The sequence below is a fragment of the Accumulibacter sp. genome (genome assembly GCF_023806625.1).
GTDB lineage: Bacteria > Pseudomonadota > Gammaproteobacteria > Burkholderiales > Rhodocyclaceae > Accumulibacter.
Window position 1 is genome coordinate 84783 of sequence record NZ_JAMTDX010000051.1, and the last position, 23420, is coordinate 108202.

The following is a 23420-nucleotide window of genomic DNA, read 5'->3' on the forward strand; positions in this document are numbered from 1 at the left end:
CTTCCGGGGAAACGCTCATCGAGCTGGCGGGATGTGCGGAACGATCGACAGGTCGTTTCGGCGACCGCGAGGCGTCGATCGGCCGTGTCCTGCGCGCTGCGGTGCCTCCGGGCCGTTGCCGGCTCACTCGCTTTCGCATCCTTGCCGCTCGCTCGTCTGCCTGCGCGCAGGAGACTCTGCGCAATCTGATGGACAGCGCTGACCGCCTCTTCGGCGACTCGACTCCGGGGCTCCGAGCATGAGCGCCGAGCGGCAGTTCAGCGTTGCCCAGCTTTACGAGGACCATCGGGAAAAGCTGAAGCTTTCCTGGGTCGTCGCGGTCGGTGTCGACCGCCAGATAGAGTTGAGGGAACAGGGCTACTTCGGGGCCGACGTGGTCGGCCATCTGAACCTGATCCATCCCGAGCGGCTCCAGGTCATTGGACGGGCGGAAAATGCCTGGGGTTGCCGGGTGACGCCCGAGCGTCTACGCTTTCAGGTCAAGGAGCTGATGGCTGCCAGGCCCCCCGCCCTGATCGTCGCCGACGACGTCGAGATCCTGCCGGCGATCCGCGAGGCCTGCGAGTCGACGGCGACGCCGCTGTTTACGAGTCCGAAGCCGTGCTCGGCGGTCATCGACCTGCTGCGCATCTATCTTTCACGACGGCTGGCCGGCTTCACCTCGGTGCACGGCGTTCTGATGGACGTCTTCGGAATGGGCGTGCTGATCACTGGAGATTCGGGCGTTGGCAAGAGCGAACTGGCTCTCGAACTGATTTCCCGCGGGCACGGCCTGGTTGCCGACGACGTCGTCGAACTCGCCTGTATCGCGCCGACGACGATCGAAGGGCGCTGCCCGAGCATGCTGCGTGACTACCTCGAAGTGCGCGGCCTCGGCCTTCTCAATATCCGCACGATTTTTGGCGAGACCGCGTCACGCCGCAAGATGAAGCTCAAGCTGATTGCGCATCTGCAACGCCCGCTGGGCAGTGCCGATGGTCCGCGCTTGCCACTCGACGCGCAGTCGCAGGAGATTCTCGGTGTGCCGATCCGCAAGGTCGTGATTCCCGTCGCCGCGGGGCGCAACATCGCCGTTCTGCTCGAAGCCGCGGTGCGGAACAGCATCCTGCAACTGCGTGGTATCGACAGTATGGGGGATTTCATCAACCGACAGCAGCAGGCGCTTCTCGACGATGACCTGTAGCGGCCGCGGGTTCGAAATGCGCACGAATCCGCGGAACAGCGCGGGGTGGCCGCGGTCTCCCGCGAGGTCGTGCCTGCCGGCGGGCAGGCCGAGCTGATGCAGCCAGCCGAGTTCGACGTCCTGATCGTCGGCGGCGGGCTGGCCGGCCTCTCGTTGGCCTGTGCGCTGCGAGACGCACGTCTGAGGCTGGCGCTGGTCGAGCAGTTTCCGCCGCGGCCGGTTTCTGGCTGGGATGCACGGGTGTACGCGATCTCGCCCGCCAATGTCGACTTGCTCAGCGACATCGGCGTGTGGAGACATCTCCCAGCCGAGCGGATGGCGCCGATCCGGGCGATGGAGGTGTACGGCGACGGCGGTGCCAGGCTGGACTTTTCGGCGTACGAGACGGGGATTGACGAACTCGGCTGGATACTCGAGTCCTCGCTGATCGCCGGCGAGCTCTGGGAGAACGTCAAACGGCAGAGCAATCTCACGCTTTTCTGTCCCGGCAGCCCCGCGAGTCTAAGTGCCGGCCCCGATGCCGCAGTCCTGACGCTGGCTGATCGCACGCTGCTCAGGGCGCGGCTGCTGGTCGGTGCCGACGGCAGGGATTCCTGGGTCAGAGAGGCGCTCGGCTTGCGCGCCTTCGAGAGCGATTACCACGAGAAGGGCGTGGTCGCCAACTTCGCATGCCAGCGCGCCCACCGGGGCATCGCCAGACAGTGGTTTCGTGACGACGGAGTGCTCGCCTGGTTGCCGCTACCCGGCGACCGGATTTCGATCGTCTGGTCGACCTCGACGGAGAAGGCCGAGGAAATGCTTGGTCTGACGCCTGACCAGCTGTGCGCCAAGGTTGCGGCTGCCGGCCACGGTGCGCTCGGTGGGCTGACCCTGTTGACTCCGCCAGCAGCGTTTCCCTTGCGCCTGATGCTCGTTCCACGGATCATCGGGCCTCGCCTGGCTCTGCTCGGCGATGCGGCGCACGCGATTCACCCGCTGTCTGGCCACGGCATCAACCTGGGACTGCAGGACGCCAGGTCGCTGGCTGGACTGCTCACGCGCGTGCCGGAGTGGCAGGACGTCGGTGCCGAGCGTCTGCTGCAGCGCTATCAGCGCCAGCGGCGGGAAGAGACCTTGCTGCTGCAGTGCGTCACGCACGCACTTCACGATCTCTTCGCGAGTCGATGGCCAGGATTGCGGACTCTGCGGAACCTTGGCATGAGGTTGACTGACCAAGTGCCGGTTGTCAAGAATTTACTCGTGCGTTACGCGACCGGCATCGTCTGAGCGGCTTCCCGACCCCGGGCAGGCCATCGGGCAATGGTCGCCACTCGGCGGGATACCCGGTGCCAACGAACGACTCGAATTGCAGATGGACGCGCGAGACGTCGGCGATTGGGTAGCGCCGCGGATCGGCCGCGCAGCGGATTCATTCTCACTATTTCTGACCCGGAGAAGCCACATGTACAGCAAGTTGATGCCCCTGCTCTGCAGCGCAGTGCTGAGCCTGTCCAGCCACGCAGATGAGGCGTCGGTCAAGAAGGCGGTGGAGAGCAGGCTCGGTGCGACTGTCGTCAGCATAACGAAGTCTCCCTATCTCGGCCTCTACGAAGTTTACGTCGATGGCCAGATCGTTTACACCGATGACAAGGTGTCTGCGTTGCTAATCGGCTCGCTGATCGACGGAAAGACGATGAAGAACGTCACTGACGAGCGCATGCAGAAGCTGACGGCGATCCGGTTTTCGGACCTTCCTCTGAATCTGGCGGTGAAACAGGTCCGCGGCGACGGCAAGCGCGTCTTTGCCACTTTCGAGGACCCCAACTGCGGCTACTGCAAGAAGATGGCCAGGGAAATGGCCAAGCTGGACAACGTGACGATCTACACTTTCCTCTATCCGATCCTCTCGCCCGACTCGCTCGAGAAATCCAACCAGATCTGGTGCGCGCCGGATCGGGCCAAGGCCTGGAACGAATGGATGATTGAGGGCAAGGTGCCGCCCGGCAAAGGCGACTGTGACACCACGGCGGTCAGGAAGTCCGTCGAGACAGGGCGGAAGCTGGCGATCAACGGAACACCGACGATCTTCTTCGCCGACGGGGAGCGAGTACCCGGCGCGATCCCGCTGGCGCGGATCGAACAGAAACTCGCCCAGGCACAGTCCCGATGAATGCCGTGGCCTGATCGGCACGCTCTTCGAGCGAATTCGACAAGAAACCTTGCGGCTCTCGGGTCAGCGGAGCCGAAGGTCATCCGACGGTCGCGGCTTCAGTCCCGGCTGAACGGAAACACCTGTCGCCGATAGTTTACCGACAGTGCGGCGACCAGCGGGTGCTCGATCAGTCGTCGGCCGATTTCGGCCTCCATGCGGCTGGCCGCGGACGCATCGGCGAGTGCTTCGCCCGGCAGGTAGACTTCAGCCTCGATTCGCCCGCCGAGGTAATGCAGGACGAGCCGTGCAGGACCGGGCAGGTCGGCCAGAGCAGGAGTCAGCAGGCTCATCAGTTCGCTGCGCGTCGGCAGCCCCTTGAGGGAACCGTCATGATCCACGTCGTCGGCGACGTCTACATGGACGAGAACGTCCGACACCGACTCGTGGCTTTCGAGCACGCGTTGACGGGTCAATTCGGCGATGTGGTGTCCTTCTGAGACGCTGATCCGGGGGTCCACACAAACGTGTGCGTCGACCAGTGAGCGGTGGGCCATTCGCCGGGTGCGCAGATCATGCAGACTGGTCACTCCGGGCGTGTCGACGATCACCTGGCGGATGCTGGTGACTTCCTCGACCGACAGGCCCGTGTCGATCAGTTCCTGGAGCGCATCCCAGGCGAAGACGACGCCCATCCGGACGATCATGAAACCGACGATGATCGCGGCGACCGAGTCGGCGAAGTTGTAGCCGCCCAGGTTACCGATGATCCCGACGGCGACGACCAGAGACGACGCAGCGTCGGATCGCGCATGCCACGCGTTGGCGATCAACATCGGGGAGCGCAGCCGTTCGCCCACATGCAGCATGTAACGGAACAGCCCCTCCTTCGCCACGAGTGCCAGGATCGCAGTCCACAGGGCGAGCGGCGCGACTGCCGGGAGACTGTCGAGGTTCTCGAGCTTGACTGCGGCACTCCAGATGATCCCCGCGCCGGTTGCCGCCAGGATTGCGCCGAGGGCGAACGAGGCGGCGGTCTCGATTCGCGCATGGCCGTAGGGATGGCTCTCGTCGGCGGGATCCTTGCTGTGGTGGGCGGCAAACAGGACGAGGAAGTCGCAGACCAGGTCGGACAACGAATGCAGGCCGTCGGCGATCAGACCCTGAGAGTGCGCGATGATCCCGGCGACCACCTGGGCCGCGGTCAGGAACACGTTGACCATCACGCTGACCCACGTGACGCGCTGGGTCATGCCGTGCCGTCCCGGATCGTCGAAGGAGACTCCGGATGGATTCTTCTGGGCGTTCATGGCGGCACCTCCGCGTCTGGGCTGACCACAAATTCTAGCGCAACACCGCGGCCCAGTCCATTGGCATCAAGGTCGAGCGAAATCCGGCCAATGCCGACGGCCGAAGATGCCCATCCCCCGGGGTGGTCCGGCGCGCAGCATGCCCCAGGAAGCCCCGCCTTCGCTCTCACCTGCCGATCTTCATGTCTCGTCGTTCGCTCCAGGAGGGAAAGGCCCCGTCCCTTCCCTGACGCCTGGACCATCGGCCAGCTCGTAAGGATTTCTTCACAACTTCTGGCGCGGGGTGCTTCGGGCGGCAGTCCTGGCTTCGCCGAGCAGCCCGGGGACCAGCTCCGCGGGTAGCGCCAGTCGGTCGATCAGCGCCTCGCGGCCGAGGTTCAGCAGTCGCTCGACGGCCTCGAGGTCTTCGCCAAGGTTGGGCTCCGTCCACCCGCTGATCGAGTGACGAGCAAAACGGACGGCGTAGTGGACGACCCGCGCCCTGGCATGCTCCGCGTTGCGCTCGTCGATCAGCGTGATCAGCAATTCGGGGAGGTGCCAGGCCTGGCACAGGGCGAGTTGCAGTTCGGCCAGCCGCAAACCGAGCACCTGCTGCTCGGCACGCTCGCCTCGCGATCGGTCCCAGTCTCGCTGGCGCCGGCGGACTTCGGTCATCAATTCCGGCGCGAGGCAGCCGAGCAGGATTTCGGCGAGGTCGTGGAGCAGCGCGGCGAGGGCGACCTCCTCGGCATTCAGGTCGTAACGATGGATCGCCCACTCGTGGGCGTAGCGCGAAGCACGTTGCGCGCGCAGGATGAGTTGGAGGGCGCTGAGCAGCGCCGGCCGCTGACCACCGAACAGGCCTTCGACTGTCGGCAGATCGGCGAATCTTCGGAGGAAGGGTTCAACCCCGATCAGCATCACCGCACTGGTCACGCTGGTGATGTCGCTGCGCAGCCGGCCGGGAACAGCCGTCTGGATCGAGGCGAGAACCCTGGCGGCAAGCAACGGGTCCTGCTGGACGATGCCGGCGATCTCCCGTCCGCCGATCCGTGCCACGTTTCGCCGGACCTCATCGAGGCGCCGCGCCGTCTGCCGGAGAACCGGAATGCTTTCCCTGTCGAGAGAGAGGAGCCAGCCGCCGACGTCCATGCGCGCCTTCTGATCGACCATCAAGTTCCCCTCGTCCGCAGCTCGACGGCGAAAGCCGTTCGCTGGCGATCGTGCCACCCGCCGCCCGGTCGCGAGGCAACCAGGCCGTTGCGACTCAGAAGCGCTCGTCGGCGCGCAGGAAGCGCCAGCATCCGGCCGGGACCTTGCCGAGCGCCACCCCACCGATCCGCACGCGCCTGGCTTCGATCACGCGCAGGCCCACCTGTGCGCAACCCAGCTGGATCTGCCGCTGGCTGTTGTCACGCACGACGACGCGCAGCAGATCCTCCTGCAAGAACGACACCCTCGGGACTGTAGACCCAGGCTGGCCCGGCAACAGCGTTCGTTGGAGGAACTCGATCCGTTCCGCCGACAGCTCGCCCTCGACGCGCACGTGGTACTCCTTCTCGACGCGGGGGGCGCGGCCGAGCAGGAGGCGGGCAACGCCTGGCTCACGCGTGAAAACGGTCATACCGACCTCGTCTTCGGCGAGGTCGGCGACACAGCTCAGTCCGTGCAGCCCCGCGGCTGAAAGACGTGTCGTTCCGCCTTCGCTGCGCCATTGCCGGTCGGGCTGCAGCGCGCTGACTGGGTCGCGTCCGGCGGTGCTCGCGGTCTGAGCACCGCCAACGGGTCGGTGGTGGACGACGGTCACCGGTCTGTTTCGTTGCCAGCGGAGCGACTCGTCGATGGTGATCGTCGCCTGCGGGCTCGCGCGTGCGCCGAGCCGGTTGACAGTGACTCCGTTGACCGCCACCCAGCCATTCTCGATCCATTCGTCGGCTTCGCGCCGGGAGCAGTGGGTGATCTGCCTGACCAGGCTCGAGAGTCGCGGCAACTCCGCGGACAAGAGTTCGCGCGGCCTCTCTCCCGCACGCACGGCGGCTGTCTTGCCCGGGCCTGCAGGGCGGTCGGCGCGGGTGCGATCCCCGGTTTCGGCCGAGCGGGTTGGTGACCGCTCCCCCTTCGCGCGTCCAGGCGCGGCCGCGCGAGCGGGCTTGTCGCTCCCTTGGCGTTCGAAATGCCGCGCGCCCTGCGCATCCGATCTGCCACTGGCTTGCCCGGTCGCTTGCCCGGGAGGATTCCGAACGTTGTTGACCGCGCGTCCTGCCGGTGCGTCGCTCGCGCCCGGTTCGGCGGCCGCATGCACAGCGCTGTCGTGTGGCCTGCGTGCCCGGGGAGACGGCGGTGTCGTGCTGCCGGCTTTTCGCGCGCTTGCTCCGGGGCGCAGGCCAGCAGCGTCTTGCGGCGTTGGCGGGGTCTTGTCCCTCGTCACGCGCGTGCCGTGACCGGTATGCCCCGGCAGCGCCGGCTTTTCCGCGGACTGCGCTGTCGAGCCCGTTTGCCGGCCGGCCGGTCGGGCACCCGACGGGCCGCCGCGAATCGGCTTGCGGGTGGGTTTGCCGGTCGGACGGCTCGGGTCGCCGGCGGGTGTTCGGGGTGGCAGCTTCAGCGTGGCTCGGGACATCGGAAGCGTCTTCCTGGATCGACCGCGTTAGTGTATGCGATAACCTGCCCGCTTCGGCGCTTCGTCCGTCAGGGCGGCGAGGCAGACAGATAGCCGTCCGCCGCGGAAGGGTTTGTCAGTCCCCTTGCTGCCGGCTGGCTTTCGCTCACCTGCCTCGCTTCAGTTCGGGCGAAGGCGGTGACCATCGATCGATGGATGGGCTCTGGCAGACGCTGGCCACCGGGCGGGTCAGCGTCGTTCTCAGCGGCCATGACCACCTCTACGAGCGATTCGCGCCACTCGCCGCCGACGGGACAGCCGATCCGCGTGACGGCGTCCGCAGCTTCACCGTGGGGACCGGCGGAGCTGATCCGGATCGCCGGCCGCTGTAGACGCGCCGTCACTCCGAGAAGCTGATCGCTGGTCGTTGGGGCGTGCGGGAACTGGAACTCGCCGATGACGCGTACCGATGGTCGTTCCTCGACACGACCGGCGAAGTTCTGGACAGCGGGCAGAGCCGGTGCCGAGACCGCTGAGGACGACTGCCGGCGAACCGCTCGCCAGCGCTGGCGGTCCAATCGACGTCTGGCGGCGGATCACCGATAGCCCGTGGCGGAGGCTTGCCGGCGCTCGGCTCCGGCGTTCCGGGCGCAGGGATCCTGAACCGGGCCATCAGGACGTTACAATGCGTGCTCGCGGCACTCGGCTGTTTGTCGTGCGGAGCACGCCCGATGATCGCCTGTCGATCGCCTGTCGATCGCCGGCGGATCTGGCGCCGTGGCGATGGACTGGAGAAAGAGGATGGGGGAGCAGAACAGCGGTTTCTCGATCTCGGCGCTCGTGGCCGTCGGCAAGGATCTGGTGGCCATGCTCAGGGACGCGATGCTCCTGCTGATCGCCCTGCTGCTGATTGGATGGCCAGAGACGGTCAACAGGATTCTCGTCGAGGCCGGTTTCGAGGAAGGCAGCTTTGCGGGACTCAAGTGGAAGGCCAAGCTTGGCGAGTCCGACGACGCGCTGCTCAAGGCCCAGGCAATGATCGCCGACCTCAGGGATCAGAACGACAGGCTCGGCAAGGTTCTCGGGCAGATCAAGCCCGAGGTCGCCAATGCCGGGGTTCGGGCGGATCTCGCTAAACTCGAAGAGCTCAATGCGCAGCTCGGCTCCAGTGCCGCGAGCGTCCAGGACTCGCTCGCCTCGAGCGTCGCGGGCAACGCTCCTCTGGTGCAGAAGCTGCAATCTGCGGCGGGCTCGGCGGTCATTTGGGGAGTCGTATTCGGGGCCGACTCCAGTCTCGATGCGGCCAGGTACGAAACCGGAACGATGGCCGCCCGGCTTGGGTTGCCGAATGCGGCAATCTACCTTCGGCAGGGCTCGTACCGAAGCGTCGCGACGATCACCGATCGGGTGCAGGCAGAGAAATTGCTGGGCAAGGCCCGAGAGCGACGGAAGGATGCCTACCTGGTCAATATGGCTACCTGGTGCCCGCAAGCGAGCCCCCGGCAAGGGTACTTCGAGTGTTCGAGAGGCTGAGAACCGGCCAGCTGGCCGTCGCGGGCAGAGCAGGATCACGGGCGCGCGCGGACATCCCGCCCGCGCAGGCACTCTGGCACTGGCCCGGCAATGGCCATGAATGCTCCCGGAAAGTCGACGAGAACGGCGCCGGGATCGCGGGTCCCATGTCCGGCAGACCCTCCGCGCGAGCGGCGGGCTGAGGCCAATCGCCATGTACCACGGAGAGAGACTCAACGCGTGGACCCATCTCGTCGGTGCCGTCCTCGCACTCGCCGGAGCGATCGTCCTGATCGTCGTCGCGGCGCAAGCCGGCGATCCGTGGAAGGTGGTCAGCGTTTCAATCTACGGGGCAACGCTGGTCCTGCTCTACTCACTGTCGACCCTTTATCACAGCTTTCGTGGTCGCGCCAAGGAAATCCTGCAGAGGCTCGATCATCAAGGCATTTACCTGCTGATCGCCGGGAGCTACACGCCGTTCTGCCTGGTGACCCTGCGCGGGCCCTGGGGCTGGTCGCTGTTCGGGATCGTCTGGGGGCTGGCGATCGTCGGCAGCATCCAGGAATTCTGGCTGCGCAGCGAGAAAAGGATTCTTTCGGTGGTGATCTACGTCGTCATGGGCTGGGTCGTGCTGGTGGCGCTGATTCCGCTGCTGCGTGAGCTCGGCGTGGCCGGCTTCCTCTGGGTTGCGGTCGGCGGCGTCCTGTACACGGCGGGCATCGCGTTCTATGCGCTCGATGCGCGTCTCACCCATGCGCACGGAATCTGGCATCTGTTCGTGCTCGGCGGCAGTGCAGCGCACTACTTCGCGATTATCCGGTACGTCGTATGAGTGGCCCACGGGCCGACGGGCGGGTGAGGCAGGCGGTCGGCGAGGCGCTTGTTGGCGGGCGGTAAGCGCGGCCGGCCCCCCGGCACGGGCGCGCCGGGGGTCTCCAGTTGGCGGAGGGCAGCTTACTTGCTGGCCGGGGTGGTGGACTCGCTCTTCACGGGCGCCTGAACTTCGCTCGTCGCCGGCTTGGCTTTCGGCGTGTGCTTGCGGACCTGTTCAGGGTGCTTGCCACCCTTCGCTTCCGGCTTTGTCGTCTCGCCGCTGACCGGATGCGACGCCTTCACGACTTCGGATTTGGTCGTTTCTCCCTTGACGACGGGCTTGGTCGCCTGGGTTGCCTTGGTGGTGTCAGCTTTGCCCGGCTCGACGGTGCCGGGAGCTTCAGCCTTCTTCTCGGTTGCCGGGCTCGTCGGGGCCGCTACCTTGGCCGCCGGGGCGGGAGTGGCCGGAGAGGGTGGCGTCGTCGTTCCCTGGGCGAACGAAGCGGTCACGAGGCCGGCGGAAAGCAGCAGGGCGGTCAGGATTCTGGTCATGGCGAATCTCCTTCGATGGTGTGGATCGGTTTGGGGCGCCACCCGATTGCAGCGCCTTGTGCCGATTAACGCCCGGTCATCTCGGGAGATGTCAATAGCCGTGTAAGACCGTGTATCGCTCGACCAACCGCTCGTGACGGGATGTGCGCAGGCCGAGGCTATTCGGACAGCGCTCCGAAAATGAACACCGCCTGCTGCAGAGCCGCTGGTTCACCGAGCGCGCCGAACCACTTGCCGAAGATCGGCCCGATCTCGCCGTCGCGGTAGATCTGGGCGAGCCCGGTGTTGACGGCCAGACGCATCCCTGCGTCGCCGCGTGGCAGGGCGATCGCATACGGCTCGATCGACAGGTCGTCGGGCAGGATCACCAGGCTCCTCGGGTGTTTCGCCTTGAGGCCGGCGCCGAGGAGCAGGAGTTTGTCGCTCGCGTAGGCGTCTACCCGGCCATCCTCGAGCGCGGCGATTGCCTCTTCGCGCGTCTGCAGCGGAACCACGGTCATTTTCAGTGCGCGGCGCCTGTCGAGCTCGTTGACCGCACGTTCGTTGGTCGTGCCGCTGACCACGCCGATCCGCTTGCCGGCCAGGTCAGCCAGTGAGCGTAGCCCGCTCTTCTGGGTGGTGAGCAGTCCGGTGCTCTCGATGAACGTGTAGTTCGAGAAGTCGACCACTTTCATTCGCGACAACGTCACCGTGCTGGCCCCGCATTCCATGTCTGCCTGGCCGCTGGCGACGGCATCGAAACGGTTCTGGCTGGTGACCGGCACCCACTTGACCTGGAGACCCTGGACACCGAGCTGATTCTCGAGCGACGCCACGACGCGCTTGCAGATGTCGATCGTATAGCCGATCGGCTGCTGCCGGTCGTCGGTGTACGAGAACGGCGTCGCGTCGCTACGGTAGGCGATGGCGATCGATTTCGTGTCGGCGATCTTCCTGAGGCGACCGTCGAGAGTCTGGGCATTGACGATCCCGCCGGCGGCGAGGAGCACGAAGAAGAGAGAGGCTATGCGCAACATGGGCGAGTCTCCGGGGTGAGAACGGCTCAGGGGGGTCACGAACCAATCGAGCGGCAGCTACGCGGCTGCCCGCGTCGGCCGGCCGGAGTATCTCGCACCCGTGGCGTGAGGGTCAATCGCCGGCAGCAGCAAGCGCATCAGCGGCCTGTCGCGCTCGACAACCGTTTCGCTCGGCGTCAGCGAATGCCTCGGCAACCGGCCTTGCAGGTCGAGCCTGCCGGTGATCGGCGAAGGCGTCACCGGCCTTCGCCGGAGCGCCGGGCGCCCCACCGGCGCAGCAACTCTGCGTAGACGGCGAGGTTGACGGCAACGACGACGGCAGCGAGGACGAACTGCAACTCGCGGGTGAGCCCGGCGGGGTAGATCACCGGCAGCAGGTAACGGGCGATGAAGCTGCCCGGGTAGCCGGCTTCACCGGCTGCCTCGCGGAGACCGTTCTCGAGCGGGGTCAGCGGGCAGATCCAGCCACCGACTTCGATCAGTGCCCCCCAGCAGGCTGCGGGCAGGTGCGCCAGCGCCAGCCGCGGCCAGCGCAGAACGAGCAGTCCGCCGAAGACGACGAAGAGGATGAACAGCAGATGGGCGACGACGACCGCGTCGGCGAGCAGCCGGTAGCTCACGACCGAGGCTCGCGCCCCGCCGCTTCGACCTGGTGCATGTCGAGTGCGAGCAGCAGGCTCGTCCGCCTCGTGCGCGCGACTTCGCGCCAGGACATTCCGGCCAGCACGCCCTCGAGCGCCCAGAGCAGGTTCAGGCTGGCCCTGCCGTCGACCTGTCTGACCCTGAGGTAGGCGGCGACCGAGCCGAGATCCTGCAATTGCCCGACGGTATGAATACCGGCCCGCGCGAGCATCCGCGATGAGCGCGGGCCGAGGTTGGGCAGCCGAGCCAGAGGATCGGCGTTCCGCTGGTGGTCTCGCGGCTCGGCGTGCTCGTCGCTGCTCGGTGGGTCGGTCGTCACGGGCCGTCGCTGAAGCTTCGGATCAGGCGTCGTGCCCGCTTGGTCGGCCGGCCACGAAGGTCGGCTCCGGGCGTCGGAGCGAGCCGCCTTTCTTCGCGCAGCGCGCTGCGCCGGATGCTGCTTTCGTCGGTCTCCCGATAAAGCTGTCGTGCCTCGGGAGCCGGCCGGCGCTGCTCGTTGAAGCCGCGGACGACGACGCACCAGGCAAGCTCGCCGATGTTGATCTCGACGACGTCGCCAAGCCGCAGTTCGCGGGACGCCTTGACGACCTGACCGCCGAGCCTGACGTGGCCGGCGCCGATCGCCTCGGCGGCGAGCGACCTCGTGCGGTAGAAGCGCGCCGCCCACAGCCACTTGTCCACCCGCTGGGAGGTCTGCCCGCCCTGATCGTCGTCGTTCATCATTCACTCCCGCGTCGGCCGCTTGCCGAGTTTGCGCTGCAACGTACGGCGGTGCATTCGCAGGGCCCGGGCCGTCGCCGAGACGTTGCCATGGTTTTCGGCAAGGACCCGCTGGATGTGTTCCCACTCGAGGCGGTCCACCGAGAGCGGCGAGCCGGAGACCGGCATCGTCGGGTCTCCCTCGCTGTCGCGGTGCAACGCGGCGACGATTTCGTCGGCGTCGCATGGCTTGGCCAGGTAATGGACCGCGCCGAGCTTGATCGCCTCGATCGCCGTGGCAATGCTTGCGTAGCCGGTGAGCATCACGACGCGCGTGTTCGGATCGAGTTCGATCAGCTTCTCGATCAGCACCAGGCCCGACTGGCCGGGCATTTTCAGGTCGACGACGGCGAACTCGGGGGGCTGCGCCTCGGCCTTGCCGATCGCCGACTCGACCGAAGCAGCGACGCTGACCGAGTAGCCACGGCGCTCGAGCGCCCGCGCGAGGACACGGCGGAAGGCGTCGTCATCGTCGACGAGCAGCAGCGTCGATCGCTCGTCGTCAGCAGTCGGAGTTTCGGTCTGAGCCAAGGTGGTCACCTCTTCAGTCGGTTGAGCGGCAGGGTGATACGGGTGCAGGTTCCCCCGGACGGTTCTCTCCGCTCGAACAGTTCGACCTTGCCCCCGAAGCGCTCGACGGTCGCGTTGCTCAGGAACAGGCCGATGCCCAGTCCGCCAGGTTTATCCCGGCTGACCGGCTTGGTGCTGAAGAAGGGCTGTCCGGGGACCGGCGCCCCGCTCGTCGGGAGTCCCGGACCGTGGTCGAGAATGTCGATCCGGCACGCGTCGGCTTCCCAGACGGCCGAGAAGCGCAACGCCTCGGGGTGCTCGCCATTGGCGTCGGCGGCGTTGTCGAGCAGATTGAGAATCGCCTGCTCGAGCGTGCGGTCGGGCAAGACGATCGGCGCCGGGTGGCTGCCGGTCAGCGTCGTTTCGACCCGCGCCTGCGGGCGAATCAGCTGCCACTCGTCGAGCATCCGCTGCAGGTAGGCGTCAAGGGCCATCCCGCCGAGATCCTCTTCGCGCGCGCGTCCGGTCGAGGCGAGGATCTGCGAGATCGTCTGCTTGCAGCGGTCCACCTGTCTGCGCAGCAGCGACAGGTCTTCGTGGAGGTCACCGTTCCGCGGGTGGTTGAGTTCTATCTCGCGGATGACCACGGCCATCGTCGCCAGCGGTGTCCCGAGCTGATGTGCGGCACCCGCGGCGAGCGTGCCGAGCGAGAGAATCTGCTCCTGCCGGAGCACCGATTCGCGCGCCGTGGCGAGTTCGCGCTCGCGTTGCTTCAGGGCTGCGGCCATCCGCGTCAGGAAATAGACGACGATGCCGACGCTGATCACGAAGTTCAGCCACATGCCGAGCACGTGCAGCGCGAAGCTGCTGCCGTGCCCGGCGGGCCCACCGGCTCCCGCGGTAGCGCGCGCGAGCAGAGCGTCGAACCGGCTCAGATCGACCTGCGGCGGCGGCAGAGGCAGGCTCCAGAAGATCAGGAAGCTGTAGGCGACGAGCGTCATCGCCGCCATCGCCCAGGCATGCCTGGCGGGCAGCATTGCCGACGCCAGAGTCGGGGGAAGCAGGAAGAGCGAAACGAAGGGGTTCGCCGGACCGCCGGCGAAGTACAGGAGCAGTGCCAGGGCGCCGACGTCGACCGACAACTGGGCGAGGATCTCGCGGTCGCTCGGCGGCCCGCCGCGATTCACCCGCCACTGAGTGGCCAGGTTGGCCGCGGCGAGCAGGACGATGACCAGCATCATCGGCACGACGTGCAGCGGGATGCGCAGCCAGGCGACGGCGAGGAGCAGCACCACCGCCTGAGTCAGTACTTCGATGCGTCGCAGGCTGAGCAGGCGCAGCAAGGGATTGGCCCGTTGCGGCGAGACGGCCTGCGAGGGTTCGAGCCGGAGGTCGGGCATGGCGCGGTTGCTTGATCCGGAGGATTCGCTGTCTGCGATTCTACGCGCAGCCTCGATCCGCGGTCCGCGCTGCGGCAATCGGTCGCGGTGTGCGCTCGGGCCGGATCACGACGACTTGTTGACGACCGCTCACTCGTCCTTGCGCCGCGCTCGCGGATGCGCCTGGTCGTAAACCGCCGCCAGGTGCTGGAAGTCGAGATGGGTGTAGACCTGGGTCGAGGAGATGCTCGCGTGGCCGAGCATCTCCTGCACGGCGCGCAGGTCTCCCGATGACTGCAGCACGTGCGAGGCGAACGAATGGCGCAGCATGTGCGGGTGGACGTGGGCCGGGAGACCCTGGGCGAGGCCGCACTGCGCGAGGCGAATCTGGACCATGCGCACGCCGAGACGCTGCCCGCGCTGGCCGACGAACAGCGCCGGCTCATCGGGCACGGCGATCAGCGGGCGCTGCTCGGCCCACAGCGAGACCGCTTCGCGGGCCTTGCTGCCGACCGGAACGATGCGCGCCTTGTTGCGTTTGCCGAGCACGCGCACCTCGCCAGTCCGGATGTCCTCGAGGCTGGCGATGTCGAGCGCGGCGAGTTCGGCGAGGCGCAGGCCCGACGAGTAGAAGAGCTCGAACATCGCCCGGTCGCGGATCTGCAGCGGGTCCTCGCTCTCCCGCGAGAGCAGGCGACCGGCTTCGTCGGGCGAGAGGGCTTTCGGCAGTCGCCGCGCACTTTTCGGCGGCCGGACGTCGTCCACCGGGTTGCTGTCCGACTCGTCGCGCCGGCCAAGCCAGCGATAGAATCCACGCCAGGCCGAAAGCGCCCGCCCGAGCGAGCGGCCACCGAGTCCGCGAGTGTGCAGGCGGGCGACGAAACGCCGGATATGCACCGTCTGGAGTTCGTTGAAGCCGCGCTCGCCGATCGACTCGCCGGCGAGCGCGTCGAGCATTGCGAGATCTCGGCGGTAGCTGGCGATGGTGTGCGCCGAAAGCCGACGTTGGCCGGCCAGTTCGTCGAGATAGCTGGCGATGGCTTCGGCGCGCGGGCTGGCGGGCATCGGCCTGGTCTCGAGGCAAGTCAGCACGCTACACGGCGAAGCCGTTGCGCTGTCGGCCGGCGCGCGCGTCGAGCATTGCGAGATCTCGGCGGTAGCTGGCGATGGTGTGCGCCGAAAGCCGACGTTGGCCGGCCAGTTCGTCGAGATAGCTGGCGATGGCTTCGGCGCGCGGGCTGGCGGGCATCGGCCTGGTCTCGAGGCAAGTCAGCACGCTACACGGCGAAGCCGTTGCGCTGTCGGCCGGCGCGCGCGAACTTCCCGGTGCCGATGGTTCTTCTGCACGATCAGCGTAGCGCGCGAGCGACTGCCGCTGAAGCCATTTCCCCGAGGCGTTCGAGGAAGAGCGTGCCCATCGAGGCGTAGAAGCGCTCGGGATCCTCGCTGCCCAGAGCGATCAGCCCGACGGTTCCGCCGCCGTTGCGCAGGGCGATCAATGCCTGCGAACGGATGTGTGTCGAAGCCTCGCCGAACCACGAGGAGGTCTCGAAGCCCGAGGTTGAGCCACAATAGGGCTGGGCGAGAGTTTCCGCGAAGGATTGCAGTTCCTGGCTGACGTCGGTGAATTCGGGCAGATCTTCGGTGCCGTCCGGGAGTTTCCAGAGACGGACGGCGAGATGCGGCACCTGGAAGTCGTCCCGGAGGTGGAAGTTGAGCGTATGCAGGACGCTCTGGAAGCTGCGCGCAGCGATCAGGCCGACGGCCAGGCGGTGCATCTTCTCGCTGATCGCGTCGTTTTCCTCGCCGAACTGGAGCAGTTCGCTCATCTTGCCTTCGAGCTGCCGGTTCCTTTCGCGCAGCGCGAGCATCTGCCTCTCGGTGATCGAGATCGCTCGCCCGCCGTGTGGATGCGGGACGACCAGACTGGCGACCAGGTCCACGTGCTCCTCGAAGAAACGAGGATTTTCCTGCAGGTAGCGCGCGACATCTTCCGATCTCATAACTCGATCTCTCCCTTGTATACGGCGACCGCCGGTCCGCTCATCAGGACCGGCGTAGCGTCTCCACTCCAGGCTATGGTCAGCATTCCGCCGCGCGTCTCGACGCACACCGGTGAGTCGAGCAGGCCGCGGGCGATTCCGGCGACCGCAGCCGCACAGGCGCCGGTTCCGCAGGCCAGTGTTTCTCCTGCTCCTCGTTCATGCACGCGCAGGCGGATACCGTGCCGGTCGACGATCTGCATGAAGCCGGCATTGACACGCTCGGGGAAGCGCGGATGCACCTCGATCAGCGGACCGAGATCGCCAACCGGTGCAGCGTCGACGTCGGCGACCACCTGGACGGCGTGTGGGTTGCCGATGCCAACGGCGGTGATCGCCACTTCCCGGTCACCGACGAGCAATGGATGGACGAGCGCATCCGATGAGCCGACGAACGGGATCAGTGCCGGCGTGAACACCGGTGGCCCCATGTCGACGGTGACCGTGCCATCGTCCTCGATCCGCGGGACGATGATTCCGGCCAGCGTCTCGACGCGGATCTCGCGCTTTGTCGTCAGTCCCTGGTCGTATACGAAACGCGCGAAGCAGCGCGCTCCGTTGCCGCACTGTTCGACTTCTCCACCGTCGGCGTTGAAGATCCGGTAGCGGAAATCGGCATTCGCCTGTCGCGGCTTTTCGACGAGCAGGATCTGGTCGCAGCCGACACCGAAGCGACGATCGGCCAGGAAACGCAGTTGCCCGGCGGAGAGGGCTACCGTCTGGCGGATGCCGTCGAGCACGACGAAGTCGTTGCCCAGGCCGTGCATCTTGACGAAGCTCAGTCTGACGGTCATCGTGAAGCGGCCCTGCGCCCGATCAGTGACCGGACCATTATGAAGTCGTCCATTACGAATCCCCCACCGATGTCGACGCAGACCGAATCCCTGACCGCGAAGCCGAGCCTGTGGTAGGCGGCGATCGCTCGCTGGTTGCGCTTGTTGACCGCCAGAATCAGCGCCGCACAGCCGTCGGCGACGGCACGGGAGGCGACTGCCTCGATCAGCTTTCGCCCAATCCCCAGGCCTTGCCGCGCGGGGTCGACGTAGACCTTGTCGAGCTTCATTTCGCCGTTCCCGGTGATCAGCGAGCAGGCGAAGCCGCTGAGCACCCCGTCGGCGTGCGCCTGGTCCCACCAGATTCGCGGCGTCGCCAGTTCGTCGAGGATGTGCGTCGGCGAGTAGCGTTGTTCGAGCATGTAGTCGATCTGCTGCTGGCTGATGATCTCCGGATACGTCGCCTGCCAGATGCGACGCGCCAGCGCGACGACGGCATCGACGTCGGCAGGGGTGACGGGGCTGATCAGAACGGCCATGCGGGATCCCGGTGTCAATGGCCACGGCCGGCGCGACACCGGCGGGTAGCCGGCGAAGCCCGTGGTCGAGGCCGTGGCAGGTGGGCGCCATTGTACACGGCCGAACGAAGACTCGCGCGCCGCCTTCGGCCGGTTTGCCCGCACCACTTCGGCTGCTAGAATCCGGGCACTCTCGCTCGCCGCGGATGGCCATGCCCAGCCTCTCGAATCCCTCGGAAATTGCTCGCGAAACTTTGCGGCTGCTCGCCGCCCGGCGCCTGCCTCCGTCACCCGAGAACTATCAGGCGATCTACCACGAAATCGCCGGAACCGTCGGGGGAAGCGGCGGCTACCCGGAACGCGAACTGAAGGCCGTGCTCGGCTCGTTGCCGCAAGAGTCGGCTGTCGAGCAGCGGCTGGCCAGGCGCCTGGCGAGAGCCTTCTCGGGCAAGGGCTGGGACGAGCTGCAGCGGGGACTTGGCGATTTCGTGCGACAGCTCGGGCAGGAGCACGAACGGCCCTGGGGCAGCCTGTTCGCCGAACTCGTCCGCCAGTGGGAAGCGAAGCAGGTCGGACTGACGCCGGTGCGCAAGCGGGAAGCGCTCGAAAGGGTGATCGCCGGCGCTTCGGGCAACGCCGAGGTGTTGTTCGAGCGCTTGCAGGGTCTGCTCCGATCCTGGTCGGTGAATCCCGTCGCCGCTGGTGACTCGACGCTTGCCGATCCCCTGACACCGGCGGCGCCTGACGGGCAGGCGGTAACCGAGGAAGACGCGGCCGCTGCGCTTCCGCTTCGCGTGACCGTTCCGTCGAGCGAGCTGCGCGACCTCTTCGCCTATGCGGTTGAAGAACTCATTGCCGGCCTGCTCGAAGATGAGCCGGATCTCAGAGCCGATGCACTGGCGCTTGCCCACCGGGTCCGTACGGCCAGCTCGCGGGCTGCACTCGAAGCGATTCTCTCGGGGATCAGGCGCTTTGCCTTTCGCCTGGCGATCCTCGCAGAAGACCGGGCCGAACTGCGCGCAGGTCTGCTCCACCTGCTGCAACTGTTGCTCGACAACGTCGGCGAGCTGGTCATCGAGGATCGCTGGCTGACCGGACAGATCGCCATGGTTCGCGAAATAGTCGCCGGGCCGCTGAACATCCGCGCGATTGGCGACGCGGAAATCCGGCTAAAGGAAGTGATCTTCAAGCAGAGCCAGCTCAAGCACAGCCTCAACGAAGCCAGGGAGAGCCTGAGGCAGATCCTGGCCGGTTTCGTCGACCACCTCGCCGAGTTTGCCGACTCGACCTCGGACTATCACGACAAGATCGAGGTCTGCGCCGAGAAGATCAGCCGGGCCGAGAACATCAGTCAGCTCGAGGACGTTCTCGGCGAGGTGCTGCGCGAGACCCGGATCATCCAGCTGAACGCGCAGCGCTCGCGGGATGAACTGCGCTCGGCTAGAAAGCGCGCCGAAGACGCCGACAGGCGCATCGTCGGACTGCAGGCCGAACTCGACCAGGCGAGCCAACTGGTTCGTCACGACCAGCTGACCGGCGCACTGAACCGGCGCGGCCTCGAGGAGGCTTTCGAAAAGGAGGTGGCGCGTGCGCGGCGACGCGACTCGTCACTCTGCGTCGCCCTGCTGGACATCGACAACTTCAAGAAACTCAACGATTCCCTCGGTCACGACGCCGGAGACGCGGCGCTCATCCACCTGGCCACGGTCATCCGCGAGACGATGCGTCCGCAGGACACCGTTGCCCGCTTCGGCGGCGAGGAATTCCTGATCGTCCTCCCGGACACCGCGCTGGCCGACGCGCAGACGGCGATCGTCCGCCTGCAGCGCGAGCTGACCCGACGGATCTTCCTGCACGGGAACAACCGCCAGCTGATCACCTTTAGCGCCGGGGTGACCGAGTTGCGCGCCGGCGACACCCAGGCGTCGGTGACCAGACGGGCCGATCAGGCGATGTACCAGGCGAAGACGACCGGCAAGAACCGGGTCGTCACCGCTCAGCCTTGAGCAGCTGCGGCCGGCGACCGGCTGACCAGCGCATTGAGGACCACTCCCGCCGCGTGCAGGCCGAAGCTCGCGGTCACGCAGACCGACGAACCGAAGCCTGCACAATTCAGGCCGGCCGGAGCCGCCCGCGGCGCACAGGCGTCAGCGCCAGCCGGACGCTTCAGTGGCTCGCTGGAGAACACGGCGGTGACGCCGAAGCGCTTCCCGGGCTCACGGGTGAATCCATGATGCCTGCGCAATAGAGCGCGCACCCTCGAGAGGAGCGGATCCTGGATCGTCTGCGCGAGGTCGGCGACCCGGATTCGCGTCGGGTCGGTCTGGCCGCCGGCACCCCCAGCAGTGATCAGCGGAACCGAGACCCCGCGTGCCCAAGCGATCATCGCCGCCTTCGTGTATACCTGATCCGTGGCATCGACGATGTAGTCGAGGTCGTCTCGAAGGATCGCAGCGACGTTGTCGCGGGTGACGAAATCCTCGATACCGGTTACCCGGCACGCGGGGTTGATCGAACGAATCCGCTCGGCCATCGCGGTGACCTTGGCCCTGCCGAACTCGCCTTCGAGCGCGTGAATCTGGCGATTGACATTCGATTCGGCGATCATGTCGAGGTCGACGAGGGTCAGCGAGCCGACCGCCGAACGCGCCAGTGCTTCGGCAGTCCACGAGCCGACTCCGCCGATGCCGACGACGGCGACACGGGCGTCGTTCAGACGATCGATCGCGTCTTGACCATAGAGCCGCGCGACGCCGCCGAAGCGACGCTCGTTGGTCGCGGGCGGGGCATTCATCGGGCCTCGAGGCTCGCCCGGATGACCTGGTTGAACGGGCCGATCCATTCGCTGGCAAACTGCAGGTCGCAGGCGTTGATCTCGGCGACCGCGCGCAGGACCGATCGGTTCCGTCCACGGTGATTGTGGCGCAGCATGATCGCTTCGAAGGCGTCGATGATCGCCAGCAGCCTGGCCCCGGGACAAATCTCGGCCTCCCTCAACCCTCCGGGATAGCCTTGGCCATCCGGCGTCTCGTGGTGCTGGAGAACCATTTCGGCAGCCCCCGACCACCCGTCCATTCGCGACAACAGTCCGGCCGCCCAGCCCGGGTGGGCGTGCAGCAGCCGGCGGTCGGCGACGCTCAGCGGGCCCGGGGTCAGCCAGGCCGACTCGGCGAGAAACATCATGCCGATATCGTGCGCATAGACCGCCGCTTCGAGCTGCTGCGGATCGATGATCTCACCGGCCAGACGATTGGTTTCCAGCGCCAGGCGGATCAGGCGGGTCGTTCGTCCCCGGAACAGCGGCGAGCGGGATTCGAATTGTCTGGCCAGCGCATAGAAGAAACGCAGATCCGCGGTCACTTCCGGCGGCCGACCATCTCCGGCGGGGAGATCGAGGCAGGCTGCTGGTGTCCCGTCGCCATAGGCCGGGCGGAAGCCGGTCACCTTCTCGATGAGTTCGACGACACGAGCTTCCAGGTCTCCGGTCGGCCCCTCGGCGAGCCGATCGAGACCATCGATCAGCGAGGCCAGGTGCAGGCCGGCGAGTCGCTCGCCCACCGAGAGACGGGTCAACGCCAGTTCGAGCCGGTCGACGACCAGCAGGATCAGCTCGGCGAGCGCGTCGCTGAAGGAAAGCTCGTTGCGCCGGACCCTGGCGAGGATCGTCTCGACCGGGTGAACGAGCGCCACGGCCAGATCGATCTGACAGATCGCCGCGTCGCCCTTGATGTTGTGCAGCGCACGAAACAGGCGGCCGATGAGTTCGCGCTCGTTGCTGTTGCTGCGCAGACCGGCGACGTCGCGCTCGATCGACGGGGCCGAGTCGTGCAGCGAGTCGAGGAAATCCTGCAGGGCCTCCCGATCGATCTCGACCGGGGCAAGCGACGCGTCGTCGGGCGCTTCAGCGATCTGCGCAGCCATGACCGGATGACTTCAGGCGCGCACGATTCGCACGCTGTCGGTTGCCCCGGCGCGCGGCCCGGCCGACCCGAAGACACAGGCGACGAGATCGCCATCGCGAACGATTCCTGCCGAGCGCGCGGCGGCGATCGCCAGGCGGAGCTGTTCATTGCCGTCGGCGTTGTCGGCGACGAACAGCGGCCGTACGCCCCAGACCAGCGAGAGTCCACCGAGCACCGCCGGGTTGGCCGAGATCCCGGCGATCGGCACGCGTGGGCGGAAGGCGGCGACGCGGTGCGCGGTCTCGCCGCTGCGCGTCGGGCAGAGGATCGCGGCTACGCCGAGGTCCTCTGCGGCCTGGACGGCGGCGTGGGCGACTGCCCACGCCACGCGGTCCCCGTCGGCGGCGGCATCGGCCACCGGGTCGACACGCTCGCGCGGCCACGCCTCGGCCGATTCGGCGACTTCGCTCATCATCCGCACGGTCTCGATCGGAAAGAGCCCGACCGCGGTTTCCTCCGAGAGCATCAGCGCGTCGGTTCCGTCGAGCACCGCGTTGGCCACGTCATTGACCTCGGCACGTGTCGGCAGCGGCGAGCGGGTCATCGACTCGAGCATCTGCGTCGCCGTGATCACCGGCTTGCCCGCCTGATTGCAGAAGCGGATGATTTCCTTCTGCAGCAGCGGCACGCGTCGCGCCGGCATCTGGATACCGAGGTCTCCGCGAGCGACCATCACCGCGTCGGCGACTCGGACGATCGCTTCAAGGTTGTCGATCGCCGAGGCGGTTTCGATCTTGGGTACGAGAGCCGGGCGGATGCCACGTTTCGGGAGCATTGCACGCACGAGCTCGACGTCTTCCGCCCGGCGGACGAACGAGAGGCCCAGGAAATCAGCCTTGGCGGCAATGGCCATTTCGAGAGCCAGGGCATCGCGCTCGGTAAACGGTTCGACGTGCGCTTCGGCGCTCGGCAGGTGCATCCCCTTGCGCGAGCGCAGGGGCCCGCCGCGGACGACCTCGCTGCGCACGTCCCGACCATCGCTGGCCAGCACGCGCAGCACGATGGCTCCGTCGGCGAGATAGACGTCGTCGCCAGGCTGCACCCATTCGGCGAGGCGCGGCAAGGTCGTCGCGACGCGTGTGGCGTCGCCCTCGCTCTGGTCACGCCCAGTGAGGACGAACTCCTGGCCGCGTTCGAGGGTCACTTCGCCATCGCGGATCACCCCCGAACGAATCTTTGGCCCGGGCAGATCGACGAGAATGCCGATGTTGCGGCCGAGTAGCTGCGCCAGTTCGCGGACCTGGCGCAGGTTGCTGGCGTGAGTCTCCATGTCGGCGTGCGCAGCGTTGAGCCTGACCACATCGACTCCAGCCTCCAGCAGCTGGCGCATCGGCCCGATGGCAGCGGTCGCCGGGCCGACGGTGGCGACGATCTTGGTTCGGCGCATCGGCCACTCCTCTGTTCTAGGGTTATCGGGCTTTGCCGGCCGGGCAGGGCCAGGCGGCGACAGGAAACGGCGCCTGGCTCGGGGAGACGCCACCGTGAAGGCGATGGCCAATCGGAAAAGTATATTGGCGCAGATCAACGTCAGTCAATCAGCACCCGGAGCCCCGGGGCGAGGGCCGGGATCACGGCGCGGCGACCTGGTCTGCGTCGCCAGGTGTGCGCCCTGTTGATGCAAAGGCTCAACTTCGTGCTGATGAGTCCGTTAGCTTGCCTGTCGGTACCAGTTTCGCGAAGGCGTGCAGGTTCGGCGGCGCTTCGCGGTCGTGGAGAACGGTGCCCTTTCGCGGAAGGGAAGCC

At 66.8% G+C, this 23420-nt stretch carries 25 protein-coding genes; 7 read left to right on the plus strand and 18 right to left on the minus strand.

The window, feature by feature from the left end:
• Positions 1-238 precede the first annotated feature (238 nt).
• From hprK to NFW05_RS09215, 3 genes are all read left to right on the plus strand, one after another.
• Positions 239-1183, plus strand: coding sequence for an HPr(Ser) kinase/phosphatase (hprK, locus tag NFW05_RS09205; protein ID WP_295305387.1), 945 nt, complete (start codon positions 239-241; stop codon positions 1181-1183).
• 96 nt (positions 1184-1279) lie between these two features.
• Positions 1280-2449, plus strand: a complete 1170-nt coding sequence (locus NFW05_RS09210) for a UbiH/UbiF family hydroxylase (protein WP_295305516.1) — start codon at positions 1280-1282, stop codon at positions 2447-2449.
• Positions 2450-2624: 175 nt separating this feature from the next.
• Positions 2625-3332 carry a DsbC family protein gene (locus NFW05_RS09215; RefSeq protein ID WP_295305389.1) on the plus strand — a complete coding sequence of 236 codons (708 nt, stop codon included), beginning with the start codon at positions 2625-2627 and terminating at the stop codon, positions 3330-3332.
• Positions 3333-3430: 98 nt separating this feature from the next.
• Here the strand turns inward: NFW05_RS09215 and NFW05_RS09220 are convergent, their stop codons facing one another.
• The 3 genes from NFW05_RS09220 to NFW05_RS09230 all read right to left on the minus strand — a co-directional run bounded on the left by NFW05_RS09220 (position 3431) and on the right by NFW05_RS09230 (position 6590).
• Positions 3431-4621: a cation diffusion facilitator family transporter gene (locus NFW05_RS09220; protein ID WP_295305392.1), complete on the minus strand. Its 1191-nt coding sequence runs from the start codon at positions 4619-4621 to the stop codon at positions 3431-3433.
• Between the two features lie 264 nt (positions 4622-4885).
• The gene (locus NFW05_RS09225; RefSeq protein ID WP_295305395.1) at positions 4886-5773 is read right to left on the minus strand and encodes an HDOD domain-containing protein; all 888 of its coding nucleotides are present in this window, start codon (positions 5771-5773) and stop codon (positions 4886-4888) included.
• A 94-nt stretch (positions 5774-5867) separates the two neighbouring features.
• A complete protein-coding gene (locus NFW05_RS09230) occupies positions 5868-6590 on the minus strand; it encodes a S4 domain-containing protein (RefSeq protein WP_295305398.1) in 723 nt (240 codons plus the stop codon).
• Positions 6591-7411: 821 nt separating this feature from the next.
• Between NFW05_RS09230 and NFW05_RS09235 the strand changes: the two genes are divergently transcribed.
• The 3 genes from NFW05_RS09235 to NFW05_RS09245 all read left to right on the plus strand — a co-directional run bounded on the left by NFW05_RS09235 (position 7412) and on the right by NFW05_RS09245 (position 9543).
• Positions 7412-7591 (plus strand): hypothetical protein, encoded by a 180-nt coding sequence (locus NFW05_RS09235; protein ID WP_295305400.1) that lies wholly within the window; start codon positions 7412-7414, stop codon positions 7589-7591.
• A 409-nt stretch (positions 7592-8000) separates the two neighbouring features.
• Positions 8001-8732 (plus strand): hypothetical protein, encoded by a 732-nt coding sequence (locus NFW05_RS09240; protein WP_295305403.1) that lies wholly within the window; start codon positions 8001-8003, stop codon positions 8730-8732.
• A gap of 193 nt (positions 8733-8925) precedes the next feature.
• A complete protein-coding gene (locus tag NFW05_RS09245; RefSeq protein WP_295305406.1) occupies positions 8926-9543 on the plus strand; it encodes a hemolysin III family protein in 618 nt (205 codons plus the stop codon).
• Between the two features lie 122 nt (positions 9544-9665).
• Here NFW05_RS09245 and NFW05_RS09250 read toward each other — a convergent pair whose 3' ends face one another.
• The 12 genes from NFW05_RS09250 to NFW05_RS09305 all read right to left on the minus strand — a co-directional run bounded on the left by NFW05_RS09250 (position 9666) and on the right by NFW05_RS09305 (position 17736).
• Positions 9666-10076, minus strand: a complete 411-nt coding sequence (locus NFW05_RS09250; protein WP_295305409.1) for a hypothetical protein — start codon at positions 10074-10076, stop codon at positions 9666-9668.
• A gap of 158 nt (positions 10077-10234) precedes the next feature.
• Positions 10235-11092, minus strand: a complete 858-nt coding sequence (locus tag NFW05_RS09255) for an amino acid ABC transporter substrate-binding protein (RefSeq protein ID WP_295305412.1) — start codon at positions 11090-11092, stop codon at positions 10235-10237.
• A 236-nt stretch (positions 11093-11328) separates the two neighbouring features.
• On the minus strand, positions 11329-11712 hold the full coding sequence (locus NFW05_RS09260) for a DUF2784 domain-containing protein (RefSeq protein ID WP_295305415.1): 384 nt from the start codon (positions 11710-11712) through the stop codon (positions 11329-11331).
• Positions 11709-12053 carry a TfoX/Sxy family protein gene (locus tag NFW05_RS09265; protein ID WP_295305418.1) on the minus strand — a complete coding sequence of 115 codons (345 nt, stop codon included), beginning with the start codon at positions 12051-12053 and terminating at the stop codon, positions 11709-11711. The genes NFW05_RS09260 and NFW05_RS09265 overlap by 4 nt, the downstream gene beginning before the upstream one ends.
• Positions 12050-12457, minus strand: a complete 408-nt coding sequence (locus NFW05_RS09270; protein ID WP_295305421.1) for an RNA-binding S4 domain-containing protein — start codon at positions 12455-12457, stop codon at positions 12050-12052. Before NFW05_RS09270 ends, NFW05_RS09265 begins: the two co-directional genes overlap by 4 nt.
• Positions 12458-13024 (minus strand): response regulator transcription factor, encoded by a 567-nt coding sequence (locus NFW05_RS09275; protein WP_295305423.1) that lies wholly within the window; start codon positions 13022-13024, stop codon positions 12458-12460. It abuts the gene before it with no gap.
• Positions 13025-13029: 5 nt separating this feature from the next.
• Positions 13030-14403 (minus strand): ATP-binding protein, encoded by a 1374-nt coding sequence (locus tag NFW05_RS09280; protein ID WP_295305425.1) that lies wholly within the window; start codon positions 14401-14403, stop codon positions 13030-13032.
• A gap of 129 nt (positions 14404-14532) precedes the next feature.
• A complete protein-coding gene (gene xerC / locus NFW05_RS09285; RefSeq protein WP_295305427.1) occupies positions 14533-15447 on the minus strand; it encodes a tyrosine recombinase XerC in 915 nt (304 codons plus the stop codon).
• Positions 15448-15475: 28 nt separating this feature from the next.
• Positions 15476-15631 carry a site-specific integrase gene (locus tag NFW05_RS09290; protein ID WP_295305430.1) on the minus strand — a complete coding sequence of 52 codons (156 nt, stop codon included), beginning with the start codon at positions 15629-15631 and terminating at the stop codon, positions 15476-15478.
• Positions 15632-15731: 100 nt separating this feature from the next.
• Positions 15732-16385: a DUF484 family protein gene (locus NFW05_RS09295; protein WP_295305432.1), complete on the minus strand. Its 654-nt coding sequence runs from the start codon at positions 16383-16385 to the stop codon at positions 15732-15734.
• Positions 16382-17218: a diaminopimelate epimerase gene (dapF, locus tag NFW05_RS09300; protein ID WP_295305435.1), complete on the minus strand. Its 837-nt coding sequence runs from the start codon at positions 17216-17218 to the stop codon at positions 16382-16384. The genes NFW05_RS09295 and dapF overlap by 4 nt, the downstream gene beginning before the upstream one ends.
• A complete protein-coding gene (locus tag NFW05_RS09305) occupies positions 17215-17736 on the minus strand; it encodes a GNAT family N-acetyltransferase (RefSeq protein WP_295305438.1) in 522 nt (173 codons plus the stop codon). The genes dapF and NFW05_RS09305 overlap by 4 nt, the downstream gene beginning before the upstream one ends.
• A gap of 191 nt (positions 17737-17927) precedes the next feature.
• On the opposite strand from NFW05_RS09305, the gene NFW05_RS09310 reads away from it, so the two are divergent.
• On the plus strand, positions 17928-19721 hold the full coding sequence (locus NFW05_RS09310; RefSeq protein ID WP_295305441.1) for a diguanylate cyclase: 1794 nt from the start codon (positions 17928-17930) through the stop codon (positions 19719-19721).
• Here NFW05_RS09310 and NFW05_RS09315 read toward each other — a convergent pair.
• Genes NFW05_RS09315 through pyk form a run of 3 tightly spaced genes read right to left on the minus strand, consistent with a single transcriptional unit; the run spans position 19712 to position 23064 of the window.
• Entirely contained in the window at positions 19712-20509 is a 798-nt protein-coding gene (locus tag NFW05_RS09315) for a tRNA threonylcarbamoyladenosine dehydratase (protein ID WP_295305444.1), read from the minus strand. The two genes, NFW05_RS09310 and NFW05_RS09315, sit on opposite strands and share 10 nt — an antisense overlap.
• Entirely contained in the window at positions 20506-21636 is a 1131-nt protein-coding gene (locus NFW05_RS09320; protein ID WP_295305447.1) for an HD domain-containing phosphohydrolase, read from the minus strand. Before NFW05_RS09320 ends, NFW05_RS09315 begins: the two co-directional genes overlap by 4 nt.
• A 12-nt stretch (positions 21637-21648) precedes the next feature.
• Positions 21649-23064, minus strand: coding sequence for a pyruvate kinase (gene pyk / locus NFW05_RS09325; protein ID WP_295305450.1), 1416 nt, complete (start codon positions 23062-23064; stop codon positions 21649-21651).
• Positions 23065-23420 lie beyond the last annotated feature (356 nt).

Bases quoted from the DNA above. Each gene is read 5' to 3' on its own strand.
- hprK (WP_295305387.1), top strand. From the start codon at position 239: ATGAGCGCCGAGCGGCAGTTCAGCGTTGCCCAGCTTTACGAGGACCAT.
- NFW05_RS09210 (WP_295305516.1), top strand. From the start codon at position 1,280: ATGCAGCCAGCCGAGTTCGACGTCCTGATCGTCGGCGGCGGGCTGGCC.
- NFW05_RS09215 (WP_295305389.1), top strand. From the start codon at position 2,625: ATGTACAGCAAGTTGATGCCCCTGCTCTGCAGCGCAGTGCTGAGCCTG.
- NFW05_RS09220 (WP_295305392.1), bottom strand. From the start codon at position 4,621: ATGAACGCCCAGAAGAATCCATCCGGAGTCTCCTTCGACGATCCGGGA.
- NFW05_RS09225 (WP_295305395.1), bottom strand. From the start codon at position 5,773: ATGGTCGATCAGAAGGCGCGCATGGACGTCGGCGGCTGGCTCCTCTCT.
- NFW05_RS09235 (WP_295305400.1), top strand. From the start codon at position 7,412: ATGGATGGGCTCTGGCAGACGCTGGCCACCGGGCGGGTCAGCGTCGTT.
- NFW05_RS09240 (WP_295305403.1), top strand. From the start codon at position 8,001: ATGGGGGAGCAGAACAGCGGTTTCTCGATCTCGGCGCTCGTGGCCGTC.
- NFW05_RS09245 (WP_295305406.1), top strand. From the start codon at position 8,926: ATGTACCACGGAGAGAGACTCAACGCGTGGACCCATCTCGTCGGTGCC.
- NFW05_RS09250 (WP_295305409.1), bottom strand. From the start codon at position 10,076: ATGACCAGAATCCTGACCGCCCTGCTGCTTTCCGCCGGCCTCGTGACC.
- NFW05_RS09255 (WP_295305412.1), bottom strand. From the start codon at position 11,092: ATGTTGCGCATAGCCTCTCTCTTCTTCGTGCTCCTCGCCGCCGGCGGG.
- NFW05_RS09270 (WP_295305421.1), bottom strand. From the start codon at position 12,457: ATGATGAACGACGACGATCAGGGCGGGCAGACCTCCCAGCGGGTGGAC.
- NFW05_RS09280 (WP_295305425.1), bottom strand. From the start codon at position 14,403: ATGCCCGACCTCCGGCTCGAACCCTCGCAGGCCGTCTCGCCGCAACGG.
- xerC (WP_295305427.1), bottom strand. From the start codon at position 15,447: ATGCCCGCCAGCCCGCGCGCCGAAGCCATCGCCAGCTATCTCGACGAA.
- NFW05_RS09290 (WP_295305430.1), bottom strand. From the start codon at position 15,631: ATGCCCGCCAGCCCGCGCGCCGAAGCCATCGCCAGCTATCTCGACGAA.
- NFW05_RS09295 (WP_295305432.1), bottom strand. From the start codon at position 16,385: ATGAGATCGGAAGATGTCGCGCGCTACCTGCAGGAAAATCCTCGTTTC.
- dapF (WP_295305435.1), bottom strand. From the start codon at position 17,218: ATGACCGTCAGACTGAGCTTCGTCAAGATGCACGGCCTGGGCAACGAC.
- NFW05_RS09305 (WP_295305438.1), bottom strand. From the start codon at position 17,736: ATGGCCGTTCTGATCAGCCCCGTCACCCCTGCCGACGTCGATGCCGTC.
- NFW05_RS09310 (WP_295305441.1), top strand. From the start codon at position 17,928: ATGCCCAGCCTCTCGAATCCCTCGGAAATTGCTCGCGAAACTTTGCGG.
- NFW05_RS09315 (WP_295305444.1), bottom strand. From the start codon at position 20,509: ATGAATGCCCCGCCCGCGACCAACGAGCGTCGCTTCGGCGGCGTCGCG.
- NFW05_RS09320 (WP_295305447.1), bottom strand. From the start codon at position 21,636: ATGGCTGCGCAGATCGCTGAAGCGCCCGACGACGCGTCGCTTGCCCCG.
- pyk (WP_295305450.1), bottom strand. From the start codon at position 23,064: ATGCGCCGAACCAAGATCGTCGCCACCGTCGGCCCGGCGACCGCTGCC.